The sequence below is a fragment of the Moritella viscosa genome (assembly GCF_900120065.1).
In the GTDB taxonomy this organism is placed as follows: Bacteria; Pseudomonadota; Gammaproteobacteria; order Enterobacterales; family Moritellaceae; genus Moritella; species Moritella viscosa.
Genome location: NZ_FPLG01000033.1, coordinates 38,691 through 57,407, shown reverse-complemented (window position 1 = coordinate 57,407; position 18,717 = coordinate 38,691). Strand labels below are relative to the sequence as shown.

The 18,717-nt window shown below is 39.2% G+C and carries 17 protein-coding genes; 5 read left to right on the top strand and 12 right to left on the bottom strand.

Going from position 1 to position 18,717, the window contains the following annotated elements; all coding sequences use genetic code 11:
• Positions 1–24: 24 nt before the first annotated feature.
• From BT797_RS04730 to BT797_RS04695, 8 genes are all read right to left on the bottom strand, one after another.
• Positions 25–777, bottom strand: coding sequence for a succinate dehydrogenase/fumarate reductase iron-sulfur subunit (locus tag BT797_RS04730; RefSeq protein WP_045109674.1), 753 nt, complete (start codon positions 775–777; stop codon positions 25–27).
• Positions 777–2,564: a fumarate reductase (quinol) flavoprotein subunit gene (gene frdA / locus BT797_RS04725; protein ID WP_045109673.1), complete on the bottom strand. Its 1,788-nt coding sequence runs from the start codon at positions 2,562–2,564 to the stop codon at positions 777–779. Before frdA ends, BT797_RS04730 begins: the two co-directional genes overlap by 1 nt.
• Positions 2,565–2,876: 312 nt before the next feature.
• The gene (locus BT797_RS04720) at positions 2,877–3,290 is read right to left on the bottom strand and encodes a DoxX family protein (protein ID WP_045109672.1); all 414 of its coding nucleotides are present in this window, start codon (positions 3,288–3,290) and stop codon (positions 2,877–2,879) included.
• 1 nt (position 3,291) lies between these two features.
• Positions 3,292–3,711: an organic hydroperoxide reductase Ohr gene (ohr, locus tag BT797_RS04715; RefSeq protein WP_045109671.1), complete on the bottom strand. Its 420-nt coding sequence runs from the start codon at positions 3,709–3,711 to the stop codon at positions 3,292–3,294.
• Positions 3,712–4,130: 419 nt separating this feature from the next.
• Positions 4,131–4,967 carry a YbaY family lipoprotein gene (locus BT797_RS04710; RefSeq protein WP_075471213.1) on the bottom strand — a complete coding sequence of 279 codons (837 nt, stop codon included), beginning with the start codon at positions 4,965–4,967 and terminating at the stop codon, positions 4,131–4,133.
• A 50-nt stretch (positions 4,968–5,017) separates the two neighbouring features.
• Positions 5,018–7,285 carry an amidohydrolase family protein gene (locus BT797_RS04705; protein ID WP_075471212.1) on the bottom strand — a complete coding sequence of 756 codons (2,268 nt, stop codon included), beginning with the start codon at positions 7,283–7,285 and terminating at the stop codon, positions 5,018–5,020.
• 93 nt (positions 7,286–7,378) lie between these two features.
• A complete protein-coding gene (locus BT797_RS04700) occupies positions 7,379–8,455 on the bottom strand; it encodes an alpha/beta hydrolase (RefSeq protein WP_075471211.1) in 1,077 nt (358 codons plus the stop codon).
• 173 nt (positions 8,456–8,628) lie between these two features.
• Positions 8,629–9,792 carry a flagella assembly protein FlgT gene (locus BT797_RS04695; protein ID WP_045109667.1) on the bottom strand — a complete coding sequence of 388 codons (1,164 nt, stop codon included), beginning with the start codon at positions 9,790–9,792 and terminating at the stop codon, positions 8,629–8,631.
• Positions 9,793–9,999: 207 nt separating this feature from the next.
• On the opposite strand from BT797_RS04695, the gene BT797_RS04690 reads away from it, so the two are divergent.
• Genes BT797_RS04690 through BT797_RS04680 form a run of 3 tightly spaced genes read left to right on the top strand, consistent with a single transcriptional unit; the run spans position 10,000 to position 11,463 of the window.
• The gene (locus BT797_RS04690) at positions 10,000–10,269 is read left to right on the top strand and encodes a hypothetical protein (RefSeq protein WP_045109666.1); all 270 of its coding nucleotides are present in this window, start codon (positions 10,000–10,002) and stop codon (positions 10,267–10,269) included.
• A 39-nt stretch (positions 10,270–10,308) separates the two neighbouring features.
• Positions 10,309–10,995: a FlgO family outer membrane protein gene (locus BT797_RS04685; protein WP_045109665.1), complete on the top strand. Its 687-nt coding sequence runs from the start codon at positions 10,309–10,311 to the stop codon at positions 10,993–10,995.
• A gap of 9 nt (positions 10,996–11,004) precedes the next feature.
• A complete protein-coding gene (locus BT797_RS04680) occupies positions 11,005–11,463 on the top strand; it encodes an LPP20 family lipoprotein (RefSeq protein WP_045109664.1) in 459 nt (152 codons plus the stop codon).
• A gap of 91 nt (positions 11,464–11,554) precedes the next feature.
• Here the strand turns inward: BT797_RS04680 and menA are convergent, their stop codons facing one another.
• On the bottom strand, positions 11,555–12,421 hold the full coding sequence (menA, locus tag BT797_RS04675) for a 1,4-dihydroxy-2-naphthoate octaprenyltransferase (RefSeq protein ID WP_045109663.1): 867 nt from the start codon (positions 12,419–12,421) through the stop codon (positions 11,555–11,557).
• 153 nt (positions 12,422–12,574) lie between these two features.
• Positions 12,575–14,776 carry an MltF family protein gene (locus tag BT797_RS04670; RefSeq protein WP_075471210.1) on the bottom strand — a complete coding sequence of 734 codons (2,202 nt, stop codon included), beginning with the start codon at positions 14,774–14,776 and terminating at the stop codon, positions 12,575–12,577.
• Between the two features lie 104 nt (positions 14,777–14,880).
• On the opposite strand from BT797_RS04670, the gene BT797_RS23780 reads away from it, so the two are divergent.
• Entirely contained in the window at positions 14,881–15,027 is a 147-nt protein-coding gene (locus BT797_RS23780; RefSeq protein WP_170860717.1) for a hypothetical protein, read from the top strand.
• Positions 15,028–15,277: 250 nt separating this feature from the next.
• On the top strand, positions 15,278–16,537 hold the full coding sequence (locus tag BT797_RS04665) for a dicarboxylate/amino acid:cation symporter (protein ID WP_045109662.1): 1,260 nt from the start codon (positions 15,278–15,280) through the stop codon (positions 16,535–16,537).
• 115 nt (positions 16,538–16,652) lie between these two features.
• Here BT797_RS04665 and BT797_RS04660 read toward each other — a convergent pair whose 3' ends face one another.
• Together BT797_RS04660 and uraH are read right to left on the bottom strand one after the other, a co-directional pair.
• Entirely contained in the window at positions 16,653–18,017 is a 1,365-nt protein-coding gene (locus tag BT797_RS04660) for an NCS2 family permease (RefSeq protein WP_075471209.1), read from the bottom strand.
• 72 nt (positions 18,018–18,089) lie between these two features.
• A complete protein-coding gene (gene uraH / locus BT797_RS04655; protein WP_075471208.1) occupies positions 18,090–18,443 on the bottom strand; it encodes a hydroxyisourate hydrolase in 354 nt (117 codons plus the stop codon).
• Positions 18,444–18,717 lie beyond the last annotated feature (274 nt).

Sequence of the window (18,717 nt, the reverse complement as noted above, 5' to 3'; positions counted from 1 at the left end):
TGTACAGCTACAATTTACGACTTGCTACTCAGGTTTAAACATACCAATAAGATAGTCTTTACTGCTTTCAACTTTTAACAATTGAATTGCCCCCGCAGGATCAACCCCTTTTGGGCAAACCACGGAACAATAACCAACAAACGTACAACCCCAAACGCCCTCTTCTTGATTGACTATTTTCATGCGTTCAGCTGTGCCAGCATCGCGACTGTCGCGGTTATAACGCGCGAGTAATGCAAGAGCAGCAGGCCCGGTAAATTGAGTGTCTAACGCATATTGCGGACAAGCAGCGTAACAAAGCCCGCAATTGATACACATTGAGAACTTTTTATATTTTTCCATTTGCTCAGGCGTTTGCTTATAAGTTCCCTCGGATAAACATTTCTTTTCTTTAGACCCGTTTTTATCAGGAATAATGTAAGGTTTTATTTCTTCTAATTTTTGAATAAAGTCATCCATCACCACCACTAGATCACGCTCAATCGGAAAGTTAGCTAGTGGTTCCAAACTGATCGTTTTAGGATAATAATCACGTAGAAATACTTTACAGCCCAGTTTTGGTACACCATTAACCATAAGGCCACAACTCCCGCAAATAGCCATGCGACAAGACCAGCGGAAACTAAGCGTGCTATCAAGGTTATCCTTAATATATTGCAACGCTTCTAACACAGACATATCGGCTCTATAAGGCAGTTCAAACGTTTGGGTAAAAGGCTTATCATCCATCTCTGGGCGATAACGCATAATGTCTATTTTGATACTTTCCAAGCTCATTACTTTGCCTCCTGCGCTAATTGATCACCAGCTGCACCATAAGCACGGACTGCGGGCTGACTCTTGGTGATCTTTACACCGCTATAATCAATTTTAGGCGCTTTATCACCTTGATAATAAGCCAGAGAATGTTTCAAGAATTTCTCATCATCACGCTGCTCAAAACCATCAATACGTTGATGTGAACCACGAGACTCTTCACGTAAAATCGCACTGTGCGCCATGGCTTCAGCAGTATCGAGTAGATAACCCAGTTCAATTGTGTATAGGAAGTCAGTATTGAACACACTGGATTTGTCTTCGACCTTGACATTTTTGTAACGCTGTTTTAGCTCGGCTAATTTATCAATGGTCTTTTGCATCGATGTTTGAGTACGGTAAATACCAACCCCCTTTTCCATACAATCACCCATCTCTTGACGAATCACAGCCACCTTCTCGGTACCATCACTGTGCAACAGGTCATCCATACGTTTAATCACCACTTCCACTTGCACTTTAAGTGGCGCAATATCTTGATGTTGATTACTACTGGCATAATTAGCGGCCTCTTGACCAGCAAGCTGACCAAATACGGCTAGCTCTGTTAGCGAGTTAGAGCCTAAACGATTCGCGCCATGTAAACCGACCGAAGCACACTCACCAATGGCATATAAGCCTGCCAATGACGTTGCAGTTTTAGCATCAGTGGCAATCCCCCCCATGGTGTAATGTACGGTTGGGCGTACTGGAATTGGCTCATGCACAGGGTCAACACCGACATAGGCTTTTGCTAATTCGCGAATAAATGGTAAACGCTCATTAATTTTTTCTTCGCCGAGATGACGCAAGTCTAAATAAATATAATCGCCACGTTCGCCTTCGACCACCCTGCCTTTTTGCTGTTCTTGCCAAAAACATTGACTGAGTTTGTCACGAGGACCTAGCTCCATGTATTTATTTTTAGTTTGGCCTACCGGTACTTCAGGTCCTAAACCGTAATCTTGCAAATATCGGTAGCCATCTTTGTTCACTAAGATACCACCTTCACCACGGCAACCTTCGGTCATTAAAATACCGCTGCCCGGTAAGCCTGTTGGGTGATACTGTACAAATTCCATATCGCGCAGTGCAATACCATGACGATAAGCCAGTGACATACCATCACCAGTAACAATGCCACCGTTGGTATTATAGCTGTACACACGCCCTGCACCACCGGTAGCCATGATCACCGATTTTGCTTGGATAAGTTTGATTTCACCTTCAGCAATATCAAGAATAACAACACCTTGGATCTTGTTATCTTCAACAATTAGGTCTAAACAAAAATGCTCATCGAATCGAGTGATCTTAGGGTGCTGTATCGAAGTTTGAAACAGCGTATGTAAAATATGAAAGCCACTTTTATCGGCTGCAAACCAAGTGCGTTCAATTTTCATGCCGCCAAAGGCTCGAACATTAATTGAACCGTCTGGTTTACGACTCCACGGACAGCCCCAATGCTCTAATTGCGTGAGTTGTTTCGCAGCATTCTCGACGAAGTACTCGACCACATCTTGTTCACATAACCAATCACCACCGGAAACCGTATCGTTAAAATGGTTTTCTAAAGAATCATGATCTTGTGCTACACCTGCGGCACCGCCTTCTGCTGCAACTGTATGACTGCGCATCGGATAGACCTTGGAAATAAGTGCAATATCAAGCTCTGGATGATTTTCCGCAATTTCAATTGCGGCTCGTAAGCCCGAGCCCCCGGCACCAATAATGGCAACATCTGTTTTAATTATTTTAAATTTATGCATTTTCACTCACATCAAAAGTCAGCTTAAAACCAAGTAACCAATAAGGGGTATTTTAATATGAGTTGTAGCTGTGGAGCTTGATGTGAATCAATAACAATATCTAAATATTCGACTGGATATGTTGATAAAAAACAGGTCTATTTTAAAGATACATATCTACTAACAACGCGCATATGGCATGCATAAAATAGATCAAAGCAACCATTGTACAGCCCCAAAAACAGAAAGCACCAAAGCTGAAATTTCAGCTTTGGTGCTTTCAAGATAAAAAATAACGGACTGTCATCTCTCAACAAAATGACTTATCAAAGATTAGCGACGTGACTTTTCAATACTATTAACGTTAGTCACTTTAAGTGATGACCAATAATGACCTGATAACACCAGTAATCCAGCAAAAATACCGAGGTTTTTAATGAAGTTTTGCATTTCATGCGCCCCTTCAAGACCGGCTAAGTTCCAAAAATCATGCAAGTTAACATTAATAACTAACACAAGGCCTGCTAGCAGTAACGCAACGATAGCGGTATAACGATTAGCAATCAGTAAAAGCGCAGCAACAATCTGAAATATGCCTGCTGCAGCGAGTAATACAGGCACAAATGGCATGTTATGCTTTTCCATTAAACCAATGTGCATGTCCCAAGACACAAATTTCATGATACCTGGAATTAAGAAGTACAGCGCCAACATGATGCGGCCTACGGTAAGTAACACAGTATTCATTTTATGCTTGGCCCTTTACGCTAAGTTGAACATCTATATTGCCACGTACCGCGTTTGAGTAAGGGCAAACCTGATGTGCTGTAGCCACTAATGTCTCAGCTTCCGCCTGCGGTAATGCTAACTCAATAGCAAGGTTTACTGTTAACGCAAAGCCACCCGTCGCGTTAGGACCAATACCAACCTCTGCTGCTACAGGTGCAGCTGTTATTTTTATTTTCATTTCGCGTGCAACATGCAAGATGGCATTAGAAAAACAAGCAGCATAACCAGCAGCAAATAACTGCTCCGGATTAGTTGCAGCACCAGTCCCCCCCATTTCTTTTGGATAGCTTAATTCTAGCGATAACATGCCATCATCCGTCGCAACTTGACCGTTACGACCCGCTGATGCTGTTGCAGTTGTTGTATAAAGTGTTGTCATCATAAATTCCTTAATTAGCCCAAATAGCTGTTCAATAAATCATGCATTAGTGGTTGCTGCGCAGTTTTGCATAAATTACATTGCACACAACCTAACTACGTTCACTATATTCCCGAAAAGGATAAATTACAACTACATTGTGCGCAATCTATATTTAATTATTCATTAATACTGTCATACAGCTAGTTTATTCACGGTCTAATTTTAAAAATTAAGATGTTAGAAGTAGTATTAACGAACAACCATCAGTCGTAATAATAGCGGTTCGTAATAAATAGAAAAAAGCACCATCATGAGAAACATAACAGTGCTTATATAATCAGAAAGAAAGTAAAGGTTAGATACTTGCTAGATGAGCTAATAACTGCTGGTTATCGGCAACTGCATCTAAACGAGTTTTGTTATAGAAAGTCACATTATTACTTCTTTTCTTCGGCTGTAAATTGCCCTAACGCAAGACCGCTATTACTGTATAACGTTAAAGTATTATCAATTACTTTATAATTAGCCGTTTCTGACAATACCGCTAAAAATTGCGTTTCTAAATTCATTTGTTGAAAGCACAGCTTTCTGCTTGTTGATAATTGAGTCAGATTAACGCTATTAGCTAATATGTCATAATTACCACTAAAACGATTACAGCCTGCAAAGCCCAACACTTTTTTGTCGTCTTGATTGAATGTAATATAAGGGGTGTGCAGAGTAACATCAGCAGTAATTGCCTCTGTACCTAGCATAGATAACAGCCAGTGCGTTCCCGTTAAACGAACTTTCCCGACACCGTTAACTTCGGAGCGTACTTGCGATACCAAAATTTCGGTCGGTTTAGCACTCTGGTTACTAAATGCATCAACTTGCTCTGTATTGATAAATAATAACTGACCATCAAGCTCAATCTGCGCGCGTAATGCATAACGATGCTGCGGCTTTATTTTCGCAGCGTTATAGCGTAAATCAATTTTATAGGGTGGAAACCCGACAGCAGTGATCGTTTGCTGAGCTATAATTTCCGCAGCCACATCCATTTTCGAAATATCTTCCAATACCAAGCTCACTTGTGCACCCGGTGGTAAAGCAATGCGCTGTCGGTAAAACACATTCGCTGTAATACTGTGTTGCTGGGTAGTTACCGCCTGCTCAACTTTAGCACTCCCCTGCTCGGTAGTTGCACAGCCACTCAAGCCCATTAACAAGGTGCTGATAACGGCAGTGGTTAAAAGCATTTTACGATTTAGCAGACGTCTATTTTTTTGCATGTAAATAATTACCTTAAAATAATTTTTAGACTTATCACCGGCTTATAAACTTACTCTGCAGGCGTTAATTCAGGAGCCTGTACAGAATCACTTACAGTGTCAGGTTGCCGTGAAATAGGCTTAAGCACCAATTCAAATAACTGTCCCGACAACTTACCCAACGCTGGTAAATCTAGAGTAGCAGAGTACAGTAGCTTACCATTATTTTCGATTCTCGCGCTAACAACATACTGGCCATTATGATCAAATAATGCGGGATCGTATTCTAACGAAATATTATAAGGAGGAGGCGTATGGGCTTCGATGGTTTTTTGACCTAGTATTGAACTGCTAATATCAGTTTTAGAGATATCCTCCAACGTAATAGTAACGGTTGAAGACGGCGGTAAGCTCTGACGCTCTAAATAGATAACACGCGTTTCTAGATGCTTCATTTTTGGCACAGACACGACAGTATTGACCTGGTCTTCAAAAACGACACCCCACACAGGAATATCTTTAATCTGCATTGGCATTACTTTTAACGGATTTTGCTCAAGCAAAGTAAAGTTAGCCATTTTACCAACAACGATAGAACCAATGTTATCTTCTAGTCTTAACGTATGAGCTGCATTTATGGTAATAGCTTGCATCGCCTGATAGGCTGTAATACGTTCTTTTTGCGATACTTTGTTATGCTCCGATGTTTCTCGGTTAACCGCTGTCCAAGCAAGTGTTAACGGTTCCATAGGCGCCATAGAAAAATCAGAATGAAATGAAACGGGGATATTTTTCTTCATCAAACTATTAACACGCACCAGATTTTCGGCACGATCACTGCCTAACCCGACTTCCGAATATTTATCCGCTAAGGCCCATAAATAATACGGGTTCACAGATGCTTCAATGCTTAATTTAGCCATATGTTTTACTTGTTTTTTGGTGAAATAGCCCATGTGGTGCAAAGTAAATCGATGGTCCTTTCGCGCTAACCTGGCTTGATCAGCTTGATTAAAATCCAATACTTTCTGAATACCTAAATCACCATTAGCATGCACATGGATCTGATAGCCATTTTTCCAATAAAAACTGAGTTGTTGCTGGAATAGATCCAATGGCGTCATCCACTCGCCTTCATGATCGTCTAAATAACCATCTTGCATTTGCATCAGCTGAGAGTAAATCGCACCATCCGAAAACAGCTTAATTTGCTTAGGCAAAAATTTAATATTTTCAGTATTATATTTATCTTCTAAGGTTTCGATGAAATCTAATGCTTTCTGATTACTCTGCCCACTTGCATTATATAAATACGTACCATTCGGGATGAGAAATACATCATAAGGTGGTTTTTGATCCATTTCTGATTTTAATAATTGATACTCTAAATCAAAGTTAGAACTAGGGAAACCTGGTTCAGCTATCGTTGTAATACCATTTTTAAGCACTAATTTAGACATGATATTTAACCCTAATTTATAACTTTCAGGATTAATAAAATCAGCTGTAATCTTAGGTAATAATGCTAACCAGCCACCTTCATAAAAATGACCTTTTATCCAATCAACTTGCGGATTGTTAGCAAAGTCATCTTGCTTAAGACCAAATTTTTTAATCCCGGCATCGTTCAAAAATATTTCGTGGAAAGAACGGTGAATAATCGCAACAGGTTTATTTGGCGACAGTTCATTTAATATCTCACGTGTTAATTCGCCGTGCCAGAGTTGGTGATAACCCCACACAAAAAAGACACTATCTTTTTCGGCATTATCATCAATTGATTGCTTTAGCCGCTTAAGGTAAGCGAAATGACCAGAAACCCCTTTTTTAACTGCGTTAGGCAACACCCAATCATAAGGAGCAATGATCTCATTAGGCAACATAACAGCCGCAATTGAAGGGTGTACGTGCGGTTCGATAAAACCAGGTAGCATGGTTTTTCCACTAATATTAATTAGCTTGGTATTATCCCCACTGAATTGCATTGCTTCTATTTTAGAACCAACAAAAATTATTTTTTTATCTTTCGTTGCAACTGATTCAGTATAAGCTGGCTCAAGTCCTTCCATCGTCAAAATATCACCACCAAAATAAATGGTGTCAGCAATAATAGGTGTTTTCAAAGCAGCGTTGTCAGCAACATGCGCTATATCTACGGGCTGTGATTGTTTGTCTGTTAATTGAGTGGCTATCATTTCATCCGACACTGTAATCGCCGATGCCTCAACCGCATTAACTTGCATGCTGAACAGTAGGCCACACAATAATATAATTTGTATAAACCATTGCACAGAAAAAGAAAACAATCGGATAGGGCTAGCTAAGCCTTGAGTTGACATTCCGCCACTCCTTATATAAGTCAGTGAAATTGTGAATAAAATAACATAACAGACACTATAAAACCATAAAATCACATTGCCTTAACCGGATGGCTAACTTGCAATTGTTTCCAACTCATCATCACACTCTTGCACAAATTGACGGATTTCAGCGTACGCTTCATCGGCCTCTTCTAGATCAAACAAATGCCAAACATGCAACATATTAGACCATGTTTGCAAGCGCACATCGGAGCCTTCCGAACACGCTTTATTCACATAACGTCGAGAGTCATCCACCATCATTTCGGTATCACTTGCATGAATCAAAATTGGCGGTAAACCAGATAAATCACCAAATATTGGCGATACTCTCGGATCGCTAGGATTCATGCGAAAAAGAATGGTTACCCAGATAAGTAATATAAATTTAGGAAAATGGTGGAACTTCCCCATGAACGGACTTAGCAAGAAGTCAGTTTTAGCATTATAGCTCAAACTGTCATAACTGAAGGTACTATCAATACAAGGACATATTGCAATAGCAGCATCCACCTGACGAATTTCTTGAGACTTTAACCAGCCAATTAAGGATAATGTTAAATTACCACCTGCTGAATCTCCCGCCACATAAATACGATGACATGCCTGTTTATTATTTGGATTATTGGCGAGAAGCCATTGATACGCATAACGGCAATCATAGATTCCCTGCTCACGTTTACCATCAGGGATCATTGCATAATTCACAGCAAATACTGCAACACCAAGTTCACGTGCTAAACGTTCTGTCACCACCCGGTGACTCTTCGCACTACCCACCGCAAAACCACCACCATGAATATAAAGTAAGCGCTTATTTACATCACTTTTTTTATCCAGGATCCACTCGCCCATAATATTATGACCTTGAAAACGGGTCGAGACTGGGATGATCTTACAATCCAATTCAACATCACCTAAACGATCAATATTTTTTCGTAATGCATAAAGATATTTGCTCGGTTTAATAAAATCGATAGGCTCTTGAATACTTTCGATCAACTCTAATGCTTGTGGGTATTTATACGAAGGTGTTGGACGATAAAACGTCGCACTTAAATCCGTGCTATCGTATTGACGAAGATCTTCGCCATACAGACTACGAATAAAAAAAACTAAAACAGTAATAGAAACAATTAAAAACCACATAATGATAATATCCCGTGTTTGAACAACCACTAATCAAGTAATGAACTGGAATAAAAGCAATAGCAGTTTTATTTTAAAAAGTAATCAGGCCGCGCATAAAATATAACAATAATACAAGATTAACCTCAAAATATTAACGTTAACATAGCGCTATATCACAACCACTACATTAACTAGTTTAAAATCACCAAATCATCTATTTGAACATTAGCAGTAGGTTGTCTATCAACCGTCATCAAACTTGCTTGCTGATCATACAGTTTGGTTACTTCAACCTTGCTACTACTATTGGTCTCTTTTTTACGACTGATACCAAACTGATCAACATAACTACCAGTGTGTTTAATCATAAATTGATCACCTAATTTTAAGCCATTATTACGGCCAATATTAATGTTCACTTCATTACCATCAACAGCAATAACACGCGCTTCCACCAATTTACATTGCAAACTTGCATCTAAATCAAACAACACATCGTCAATAATTAACTGTAGAGATACCCCAAACTCAGAGCGCCAAAATTTTAACGTATCCGTATCCACAACTCGGTGTTTAGCAAACTCCCATTTTGTCACTTTACTGTAGTTACGATCAAATAATAAACTGCCATTAAAACCATCAAAAACCTGTATATTCAGCCGGAAATTACGATCCGGTAAATCACCGGAAAATATCTTCGCGATACCATTCACAACTGGTTTAAATGTCGATAAGTCGGTAATCGATCCCAAAATAATATATTGGCTATCTGCTGACTTACTGATTTGCTTAATTTCTTGTGCTGTTAAATTACCACGCAGCGGCAAAGAGCTGCCGCTAAAACCAATGTTTTGATTAATGAATTCACGCGCATCAAATGTTTGACTATTTTTACGTAAACTTTGGTACAACAAACGGCTGAAAGATTCGTTTATGTTATAGATACCACCATAACTGGCTTGTTCACGGTGCCTAATACCAAAACGCAGTAAAGACACAGATTTTTGATACCCTGCACTCAAGCATTTATTACGGTCTGCAACAATATCAGTGACAATTTGTACCGTGATTTTATCCAGTTTTACCGACTCGCTTTTTAGACGAATATCTCTCACTTCACCATCCATACGGATTTGGAAACGATCAGATAATATTTTACCGCCATTAAAGGATTGTAAGCTCGAAACCGATGCACCCGCATATAATAGTGCTTGTTTCAAGGCATTACGTACTGCTAGTTCTCGTGCAATATCTACATCACCGTCAATAATAATCGCCTCACCTTCAACTTCATACCATTCCGCATGTAGAGTGAAAGAACAACAAACCAATAGTAGTAGGAGAACTTTTTTCATTTTAAATCGCATATGAATTCTGAATATGTCTATTTTAAAAGCAAAATTTGTACCAGATCAATTTTTTATAAAAATAAAACAGTATCGAGGTTAATTAAATAGATAAAAACGCTATTATAATAAAAAATAATACCGAGCCTATTTTATTGGCAAGTAATTTGCTTGTATTTATCTATAATCACGCATAGCACAAATTTAGGAACAAGTATGAAGCGTTTTTTACTACCGTCATTAGCGGTTGTGTTGACTTCAGCATGCACCGTGATCGAAGAACCAGGACATGTTTTATTAACTGGCGCAAATACCAAAGTGCAACCAGTCGTTATTAAACAAGTGATTGTTCAACCTGTTTACCAGCCAAATGGCTATAATGCCAACATGGCACAAAGTGTGCTTACTAAAGAACAGTACAATAATATATTCAGAAGTCCTTATACCTACCCTTACCGCCGAGACATCTCGACTAGCGATAAATAACGGTTTAACGACAATAATTAAAGCACTTAAGGAAGTAATATGAAAAAGGCAGTCATAGCTATCAGCCTAATTACCTTACTCAACGGTTGCGCATTAAAGCAACCAGCAGGTACCCCTGAAGCGGAGAAAGAAACACCACCTCATTCAACTTGGGGTGGTAATTCTTATGAGCCAAAATACCCAAGAAGTTTGTTACCAGACCAACCGATAAACTATACCCAAGAGCTAAGTTTTATCGTCCGTGGTTTAGCGGATCAATTGATCGTCAATGATTTGTCTATTATTCCCAATAATGAACCAATTGCCGTCACTTCTTTCGTCAATCTTGACGATTTATCGACAACAAATTGGCTCGGCCAAACGCTATCGGAATCCTTTATTCACGAATTAACTATTCGTCGCATTCCAGTAATTGACTATAAAACCACAGGCACCATTAGCGTGACAGGTCAAGGGGATTTTGTTTTCACCCGTGATTGGAAAAAATTACGCGGCCAATTACCAGTATCACGCATCTTAACCGGCACTATGTCACGTAACAGTGAAGGCGTAATAGTTAATATGCGTGTCATTAATATGGAATCAGGGTTTGTTGAGTCAACAGCGCAAGGCATTATCCCTAACCATTTGGTTATTGGTGGTTCAAATAGTATGGGGCCACTCGAAGGCCGTGGTCGTTATATTTATCGTACTGGTTCAGCGCCTTCTGTTCGTATCACTAATTAAGGTTTATCAATGAAATATCTGCGTTTACTTATGCTTGCAACTCTGGTTAGTTTAACAGGCTGCTCACTATTAGAAAAAGACACGGTTTATGATGTCAAAGAACCGAAAAGCTTCCCAGTACTCAAAGCAGTTGGCTATGCTGCTTTAAGTTCTCAGCCAGGCAATAGTGAAAGTGAACGCATGCTTAATGCAATGCGCGCATCTAAATTGGATGCGTATCGAGAGTTAGCAGAGCAAGTCAGTGGCCAAGAAATCTATAGTGACACCAACTATAGATCAAGAACGCTACAAGGCGAATCAATAGAAGCTTCTGTATCCGGTATAATCCGGGGAGCACGTGTGGTGCAAACTTACCCGATTAATGAAGATGTATACGCAACAGAGTTAGAACTCGATTTTAAACGCGTTTTTGAATTATATGAGAATACATCGTCAATGCCAACTCGCGTGCGAAAGACACACTATTAAGCACATCCGTATTTGAAGATAACCTGAAATAGAAATACCGAGTTATACGACTCGGTATTTTTCACTCAATTGACTGCCCTTCTATTTTGTATTAACCAACAACCAAATTAGCCGAATACAATCCCCCCCACAATAATACCGCCATCGAGGTTTGCGCTAGCTGTAAGTTTAATTTTTTTCCACTACGTTGATAAATCGCGACACACAATGCAAGTTGCACGGGCAGTAGTAAAATCATAATAAGTACGGAGTAGCTGTCCACAATCATTAATAACGAAGGTAATAGCATAGTAATGCAATAAAGCTGCTTACTTGCCTTCACGCCCAAACGGGTTGCTAAAGTAAATTTTTGCGCGCGACGATCGGAAGCAATATCACGAATGTTATTCACCAACATGATTGCGACAACTAAGAATCCTATCTGACTAGCCGGAATAAAGACATCGATAGTCAGTACTTGTACTTGCAGATAATAACTTCCGACAACAGCTAGCCAACCAAAATAAAGGAAAACAGCCACTTCACCAAGTCCATGCGAAGCCAGTGGTCGAGGGCCACCACTATAAATATACACGCCAACTAATGATAACAGCCCTAACAAAACATAAACCCAGCCACCCACATAGATAAGATAGCAACCACTGACAATAGCCAAAATACACATAGTAATGATACCAACGCGCAAATGTTCAGCCGATATAAGTCCTTTTTGCAATGCACGATCAGGGCCCAACCTATCATCACCGTCAACACCATTTTTGCCATCAAAATAGTCATTAGAAAGGTTAACCGCAATTTGTAACGTCATGCAGCAGATCATGCAAAGAATGGCGATATAAAAACTGAAATTATGCGGGGAGTCGACCCAAGCTAGCGTTTGCCCAAGTAAAATAACCGCCAATGCGACCAGTAACGTTTTTGGACGTATGACAAGAAACCAAGAGGATAATGAATTCATAGTATTTAACGGCGTAAAAAAAGAATGAAATCAGCATAAAATACCCCTTTAGTAATGTCCACTTTTATTCGGGGGATAAAAAAGGTCATCCCAAATGAAATGACCTAACGCAATATTCAGTGTAATCGTCGACGATTGATCACTCGTAAACCGCTATTTTCTCAAAATATTATCATACGTTTCAAAACGTCGCTTAATCTCACGAATATAATGTACAGGCTCTTGTCCACGCACATACCCATAACGTGCTTTAGCTGCATATTTAGATTGAGACAGCAATAACATGGCCTTTTCTACATGACCAAACCAGACATCATCACGCCACCCTTTTTGTTTAGCTAAACGCATTGCATCTCGAACATGCCCAGCCCCTGCATTATATGACGCTAACGTGAACCAGATTAACTGATTATCTTTAACCTCATCTTTACGCATACGTTCACGCACCCAATTCATATACAAAACACCGGCTTTAATACCCTGCTTAGGAATATGCACATTACGGATCCCTAATTCTTTCGCTGTACGCGGCATTAATTGGAACAAACCTTTCGCGCCCGCCATTGATTTAGCGTTAGGATTGAAACGACTTTCTTGATGCATTTGTGATACTAACAAACGCCAATCAAAATCATATTGGCTCGCGTATTCTTTCACAATGTCATCATAAGGTGATAATACGCCAGAATTATTTTGACGAACGTAATCTTTATAATGGGTATCTAAACGTTTTTGATTCTTGAAGTATTTATTGTAAATAACGTTATAAAATAGCCCCTTGTAATGCTTCTTAATAAAGGCATTCGATTTTGCTAATAACGTATTATGTCCCGAGGCAATCGCCCAACTTTGAGATTTAGGTGCACCTAACGCCATTAATGACTGAATATCATCACGGAATGTCATTTCAATATCAACAATATGGCTATCTGCAATCGTCATTTCATATTCTTTATCCCCTACATTTTCAATGATTGATTCTGTTTCCTGACTTTCTGGCACGCCAATCAAATTAATATTCTTGACCGTTTTTTTCAATTCAACAACACTTTCCCAATACGAGCTCGATGGTCTAATATAAATATTACTATTAGCGAGTTCGACAGTAGAACTAATTTCTGGGTGATCTTTATGGGCAACCACTAATTCAGAAGCGTAATGATATGGGCGAGAGAAAGCGATCCCTTTATCACGTCGCTGTGCCGTCGGGGTTAAAAATCCCAACGCGATATCTGCTTTATCCTCAAGCAAATAATCAAGTAAAGCGACATTGTTCGGTGCAACAATAATTTCATAGCGAAGCTTATGCTCTTTAGCAAAGCGTTTTGCTAATTCATAATGGAAACCGAGTAACTCACCACGCCAAATATAATAAGAAGAAAGGTTATTGCGTAATACAAAGCGGACTGTTCTCGACTCTTGAATTTTCTGCCATTGGGTTTTATTACTATGTTTTGATTTTCGCTTAACGTTAGCAATCAAATTTTGTTCTTTTAAAAATTGATTTAGTTGTTTTAACAACTTCTTGTTACCTGGGGCAACCCCCCAACCAAGATGACGCGTCACACTTGCCTGCAAGCTCATTTTAATATCATCACGATAAGCACTTGCTGACTTAATTAAATTTTTATCTTGGATAGTAATATCATACTCTCCACTGGCTAGCTTATCGTATAAAGCTTCATGGCTAATCGCGCTATCAACTAAACGAACTTTAAGCTTAGGATATGCTTTTTGTAATCCTAATGCGGTCGATTCATAGCTTTTTCCCTTTTGAATAACAATTTCACGGCCATTCAAATCTTTAGCTGAGTTTAAATTTTTACTTTGACTGCCCATCACCAAATATTCTTTAGTAAGTAAATAAGGTTCTGTAAAACTAACCAATTTAGCTCGATCACGTGTCTTCGTTAGATTTGCAGCAATAAGATCGCCTTTGCCACTTAGCAGCATAGGAATAAGATCAACAAATTTTTTAACACGAATTTTTTCAATCTTTAAATTATTTTCGTCAGCAAATCGTTGCAGATACTCTAATTCAATATTTTGTGGGTGCCCATGACGAGGGAAAATGATTTCACCGCCCGCCCACGTTAACACTCGTAATACTTTCTGAATTGATACGGCGACTGGTGGAACGGGTACAATGGCGACATCAGGAATCACGTCATTAGCTGCCACTACAGAATAATCGTTAGTTGTAATAGACTGAATAGCAGACTCGATACTGATCGTAGGATTTGAGCTTGCCACTATATTTGGCTGTAAAGATACGATGAACGTACCAATAATCAGCATGGTAGCCAGCACAAAGTAAACTTTTTGGGCTGTCTTAGTTATTAAAAATTTATACATTACATTCCTTTATAATGTTTATAGTACCACTCGAGTATTTCGTAGTTATCTGATTATGTTATTATCGAGAACCTAACTCACACTCTATATAGGACTTTCTAATTATGCTTATTTCTTTCTTTGTTGGCGTTACCTTGGTTGTTTACATTAAACAAAAAGCACTCAAGCCACACTCAGAAGATACGATAGTTATGTTAATTACCGACGGCTATAAATCACTGATTACTGATGTTAAAAAGATAATGAAATAATTACACAGTAACAATGGAATCGTCAACAGTAACTCATTTTGGTTATACAAAGTTCACTTTATCAACAAGAAAACCAATAAAAACGCATGATATAGTGCATGTAACTAAGTATTACCCAAAAGAAAGCATGAATGGCTTTACATTTACAACATGACCGATAAACTGACCTCTCTCAACTGTGCTGAATGAAGTTAATTCACAGCAGGTTTATGCCACACATTACGATAAGAGAAAGTAGAGGACGTCAATTTTGAGTAATACTGAATCAGTAGGTACCCCGACTTTAAGCCAAAAACTATGGTTTAACTTACCCCTTTGGCAGAAAATTGTTATCGGTATGATCCTCGGTATTACCGTGGGTATTATCTTTGGTGAAGATGCAGCCATTCTAAAACCAATCGGGTCATTATTTGTTAACACCATTAAAATGTTAATTGTGCCACTGGTTTTCTGCTCAATCATTGTTGGTATCACCTCAATGCAAGATACCAGTAAAATGGGACGCATTGGTTTTAAAGCAGTGATGTTCTATCTTATCTCTACCGCAGTTGCTATCTCCATCGGCCTATTATTAGGTAATTTGTTACAGCCAGGTGCAGGTTTAGAACTCGTCGCTCAACAAGCTGAAGCGGTAAAAGAAACCGCGTCGTTAGCTGAGACGATTGTTGGGTTAGTACCAACTAACCCTGTAGGAGCTCTAGCTCAAGGTCATATTCTACAAATCATCGTATTTGCGGTGGCTCTTGGTGTATCACTGACCCTGATTGGTGAAAAAGGTAAACCAGCAATTTCGGTTTTCGAAAGCCTTGCAGAAGCAATGTACAAGCTAACGGATCTAGTGATGAAACTGGCACCCTACGGTGTATTTGCATTGATGGCATGGGTGGCAGGTAAATTTGGTTTAGCGCTACTATTACCACTTATGAAAGTCATTGGTGCGGTTTACCTTGGTAGTATCTTACATGTGTTAGGTGTTTATAGCGCACTGATTGTATTTATTGCAAAACTAAGTCCAGTACAATATTTCCGCGGTATTGTTGATGCGCAAGTTGTTGCTTTCACCACGACATCAAGTGCAGGAACATTACCAGTATCAATGAAATGTGCACGTGAGAACCTCGGTGTATCAAAAAGCGTATCAAGCTTTGTATTACCACTGGGTACCACTATCAACATGGATGGCACCGCACTTTATCAAGGTGTAACAACATTATTTGTTGCACAAGCATTTGGTATTGATTTAGGTATGCCTGAATACATCACAATTATCTTAACTGCGACATTAGCATCTATTGGAACTGCGGGTGTACCAGGTGCAGGTCTTATCATGCTAACGTTAGTACTTACTACTGTCGGTCTACCTGTTGAAGGTGTTGCACTGATTGCCGGTATCGACCGTATTCTGGATATGGCACGTACTACCGTGAATATTTCTGGTGATATTGCCGCATCAGTGATCATTGCCAAATCAGAAAAAGAATTAGATACCACGATTTATAACGCAAAATAGTGATAACGTGATATAGCGGTACAGTTATACCTAAACCGTACAAACAAAGAAGCCACTGATAAGTATCCTATTATTGGACAATATCAGTGGCTTTTTTATTGGTTTAAACTCGTGTTTACATAAATGCTAATTTAGCAACAAACACAGCCGTTAATACCCAAATACTAATTGATACTTCTTTTGCTTTACCTGAGCCTACTTTTAAGAAAGTATAAGCGATAAAACCAAGTGCAATACCATTCGCGATAGAGAACGTGAAGGCCATCATAATTGCCGTAATACAGGCTGGTACATAATCGGTAAACTCATCCCAGTTTACTTTACTCAGGCCACTCATCATCAAGAAAGAAACAAAAATAAGTGCACCCGCAGTCGCATAACTTGGAATAATTAACGCAACATCCGTAAAGAAGGTCGCCGCTAAAAATAACACACCAACCGTCACTGCAGTTAAACCCGTTCGGCCACCAGCCGCAACGCCAGATGCACTTTCAACATAAGATGTAACTGGCGGGCAACCGACACAAGCACCTAATACGCTTGATACAGAATCTGCTTTCAGTGATTTTTTCAGATTCTCAATTTCACCTTTTTCATTAATCAGATTCGCTTTATCCGCGACCCCCATTAATGTGCCCGCCGTATCAAACATGTTAACAAATAAAAACGAGATAATGATACTGATCATACCGACATTAAATAGCCCTTCAGCATTATAAAACAGGTGTTCAAAATCCATCGCCATGAATAATGGCGCAATGCTTGGTGGCGTAGAAATAATTGACGCAGGTGCAGAAACCAGACCGAGTGGAATACCAGCAAGCGTTGTCACTAACATACCGATTAATACCGCGCCAAATAGATTACGACGGAATAATGAACCAATGATGAGGAAAGTTAATGCGGCAAGTAATACACTCGGCTCTTTAAAATTACCTAATGTCGTCAGCGTCGGTTCAAAAGCAACAACGATCCCAGCATTTTTAAAACCAATGATGCCTAAGAACAGACCCACGCCAGCTGTCATTGCATAGCGTAAGCTCTGCGGAATACTGTCTAATATCCATTCTCGAATCTTATAAAAACTCATTAACGCAAAGAGTACACCCGAGACAAACACAGCCGCCATAGCGACCAGCCATGTGTAACCCATGTCAAATACGACTGTATAAGTAAAGAAAGCATTAAGCCCCATACCCGGCGCAAGTCCCACTGGCCAGTTCGCGTATAGTCCCATCAACATACAGCCAATTGCAGCACCAATACAAGTAGCAACAACCAGCGCATCCTTATCCATGCCAGTCTTTGCCATAATATCTGGGTTTACAAAAATAATGTAAGCCATAGTAACGAAGGTTGTTAAACCTGCCATAAGCTCAGTTTTCACCGTAGTACCATGCTCAGAGAGTTTAAATAACCTCTCTAATATGCCACCTTTAGCTGATCCCTGTAACTCAGATCCTTGTTGTGTTTTATCCATCATACTTCCCTTGTTGTATTCGGGTTTACCGATTTTACGTTTTTATAATATTAATTTTATTATTCGTTTCAACTAACTACCACGATAAGTCGAATAACTGAACGGGGATACCAACAGCGGTACATGGTAATGTGCTTGTGTATCGCTAATACCAAAACGGATAACAATGTCATCTAAAAAAGCAGTTTCTGGCACAATTGCTCCACGTGCCCGGAAATAATCTGCCGTATCAAATTGTAGTTGATACTTACCAACAAGCAGTTCATCACTGGTTAATAATAAAGAATCAGTTCGTCCATCACTGTTAGTGACGGCTGAAGCGACTAACTCTAATTGATCTGCTTCTACCTTATATAATTTAATACTGATACCAGCACCTGGAACACCATTGGCTGTATCAAGTACATGTGTACTAAGTCCACTCATAATCAAAAATACCTTACTGTCGCCATTAAATATCACAGCTTAAATATCGTCTAAACTACAAATTCAATACATAGATTAATACAATATGTTAAGTTTATGTTTCATATGATTGCAGAAAAATAGTCAAAAGTTAAATAATTAATCTATTTTTTATTTTAAAAATATAAAAAAACACCTTGTTAATTCCATAATAATCACTAATAAATAGAAAAAACCAAGAATATACCAACAACCAACCCCCTTTTAGGTACAAATCAAATCTTTACAGACTTGT

Excerpts from the sequence above, each read along its gene's own strand:
- BT797_RS04730 (WP_045109674.1), bottom strand. The coding sequence starts at position 777 with ATGAGCTTGGAAAGTATCAAAATAGACATTATGCGTTATCGCCCAGAG.
- frdA (WP_045109673.1), bottom strand. The coding sequence starts at position 2,564 with ATGCATAAATTTAAAATAATTAAAACAGATGTTGCCATTATTGGTGCC.
- BT797_RS04720 (WP_045109672.1), bottom strand. The coding sequence starts at position 3,290 with ATGAATACTGTGTTACTTACCGTAGGCCGCATCATGTTGGCGCTGTAC.
- ohr (WP_045109671.1), bottom strand. The coding sequence starts at position 3,711 with ATGACAACACTTTATACAACAACTGCAACAGCATCAGCGGGTCGTAAC.
- BT797_RS04710 (WP_075471213.1), bottom strand. The coding sequence starts at position 4,967 with ATGCAAAAAAATAGACGTCTGCTAAATCGTAAAATGCTTTTAACCACT.
- BT797_RS04705 (WP_075471212.1), bottom strand. The coding sequence starts at position 7,285 with ATGTCAACTCAAGGCTTAGCTAGCCCTATCCGATTGTTTTCTTTTTCT.
- BT797_RS04700 (WP_075471211.1), bottom strand. The coding sequence starts at position 8,455 with ATGTGGTTTTTAATTGTTTCTATTACTGTTTTAGTTTTTTTTATTCGT.
- BT797_RS04695 (WP_045109667.1), bottom strand. The coding sequence starts at position 9,792 with ATGAAAAAAGTTCTCCTACTACTATTGGTTTGTTGTTCTTTCACTCTA.
- BT797_RS04690 (WP_045109666.1), top strand. The coding sequence starts at position 10,000 with ATGAAGCGTTTTTTACTACCGTCATTAGCGGTTGTGTTGACTTCAGCA.
- BT797_RS04685 (WP_045109665.1), top strand. The coding sequence starts at position 10,309 with ATGAAAAAGGCAGTCATAGCTATCAGCCTAATTACCTTACTCAACGGT.
- BT797_RS04680 (WP_045109664.1), top strand. The coding sequence starts at position 11,005 with ATGAAATATCTGCGTTTACTTATGCTTGCAACTCTGGTTAGTTTAACA.
- menA (WP_045109663.1), bottom strand. The coding sequence starts at position 12,421 with ATGAATTCATTATCCTCTTGGTTTCTTGTCATACGTCCAAAAACGTTA.
- BT797_RS04670 (WP_075471210.1), bottom strand. The coding sequence starts at position 14,776 with ATGTATAAATTTTTAATAACTAAGACAGCCCAAAAAGTTTACTTTGTG.
- BT797_RS23780 (WP_170860717.1), top strand. The coding sequence starts at position 14,881 with ATGCTTATTTCTTTCTTTGTTGGCGTTACCTTGGTTGTTTACATTAAA.
- BT797_RS04660 (WP_075471209.1), bottom strand. The coding sequence starts at position 18,017 with ATGGATAAAACACAACAAGGATCTGAGTTACAGGGATCAGCTAAAGGT.
- uraH (WP_075471208.1), bottom strand. The coding sequence starts at position 18,443 with ATGAGTGGACTTAGTACACATGTACTTGATACAGCCAATGGTGTTCCA.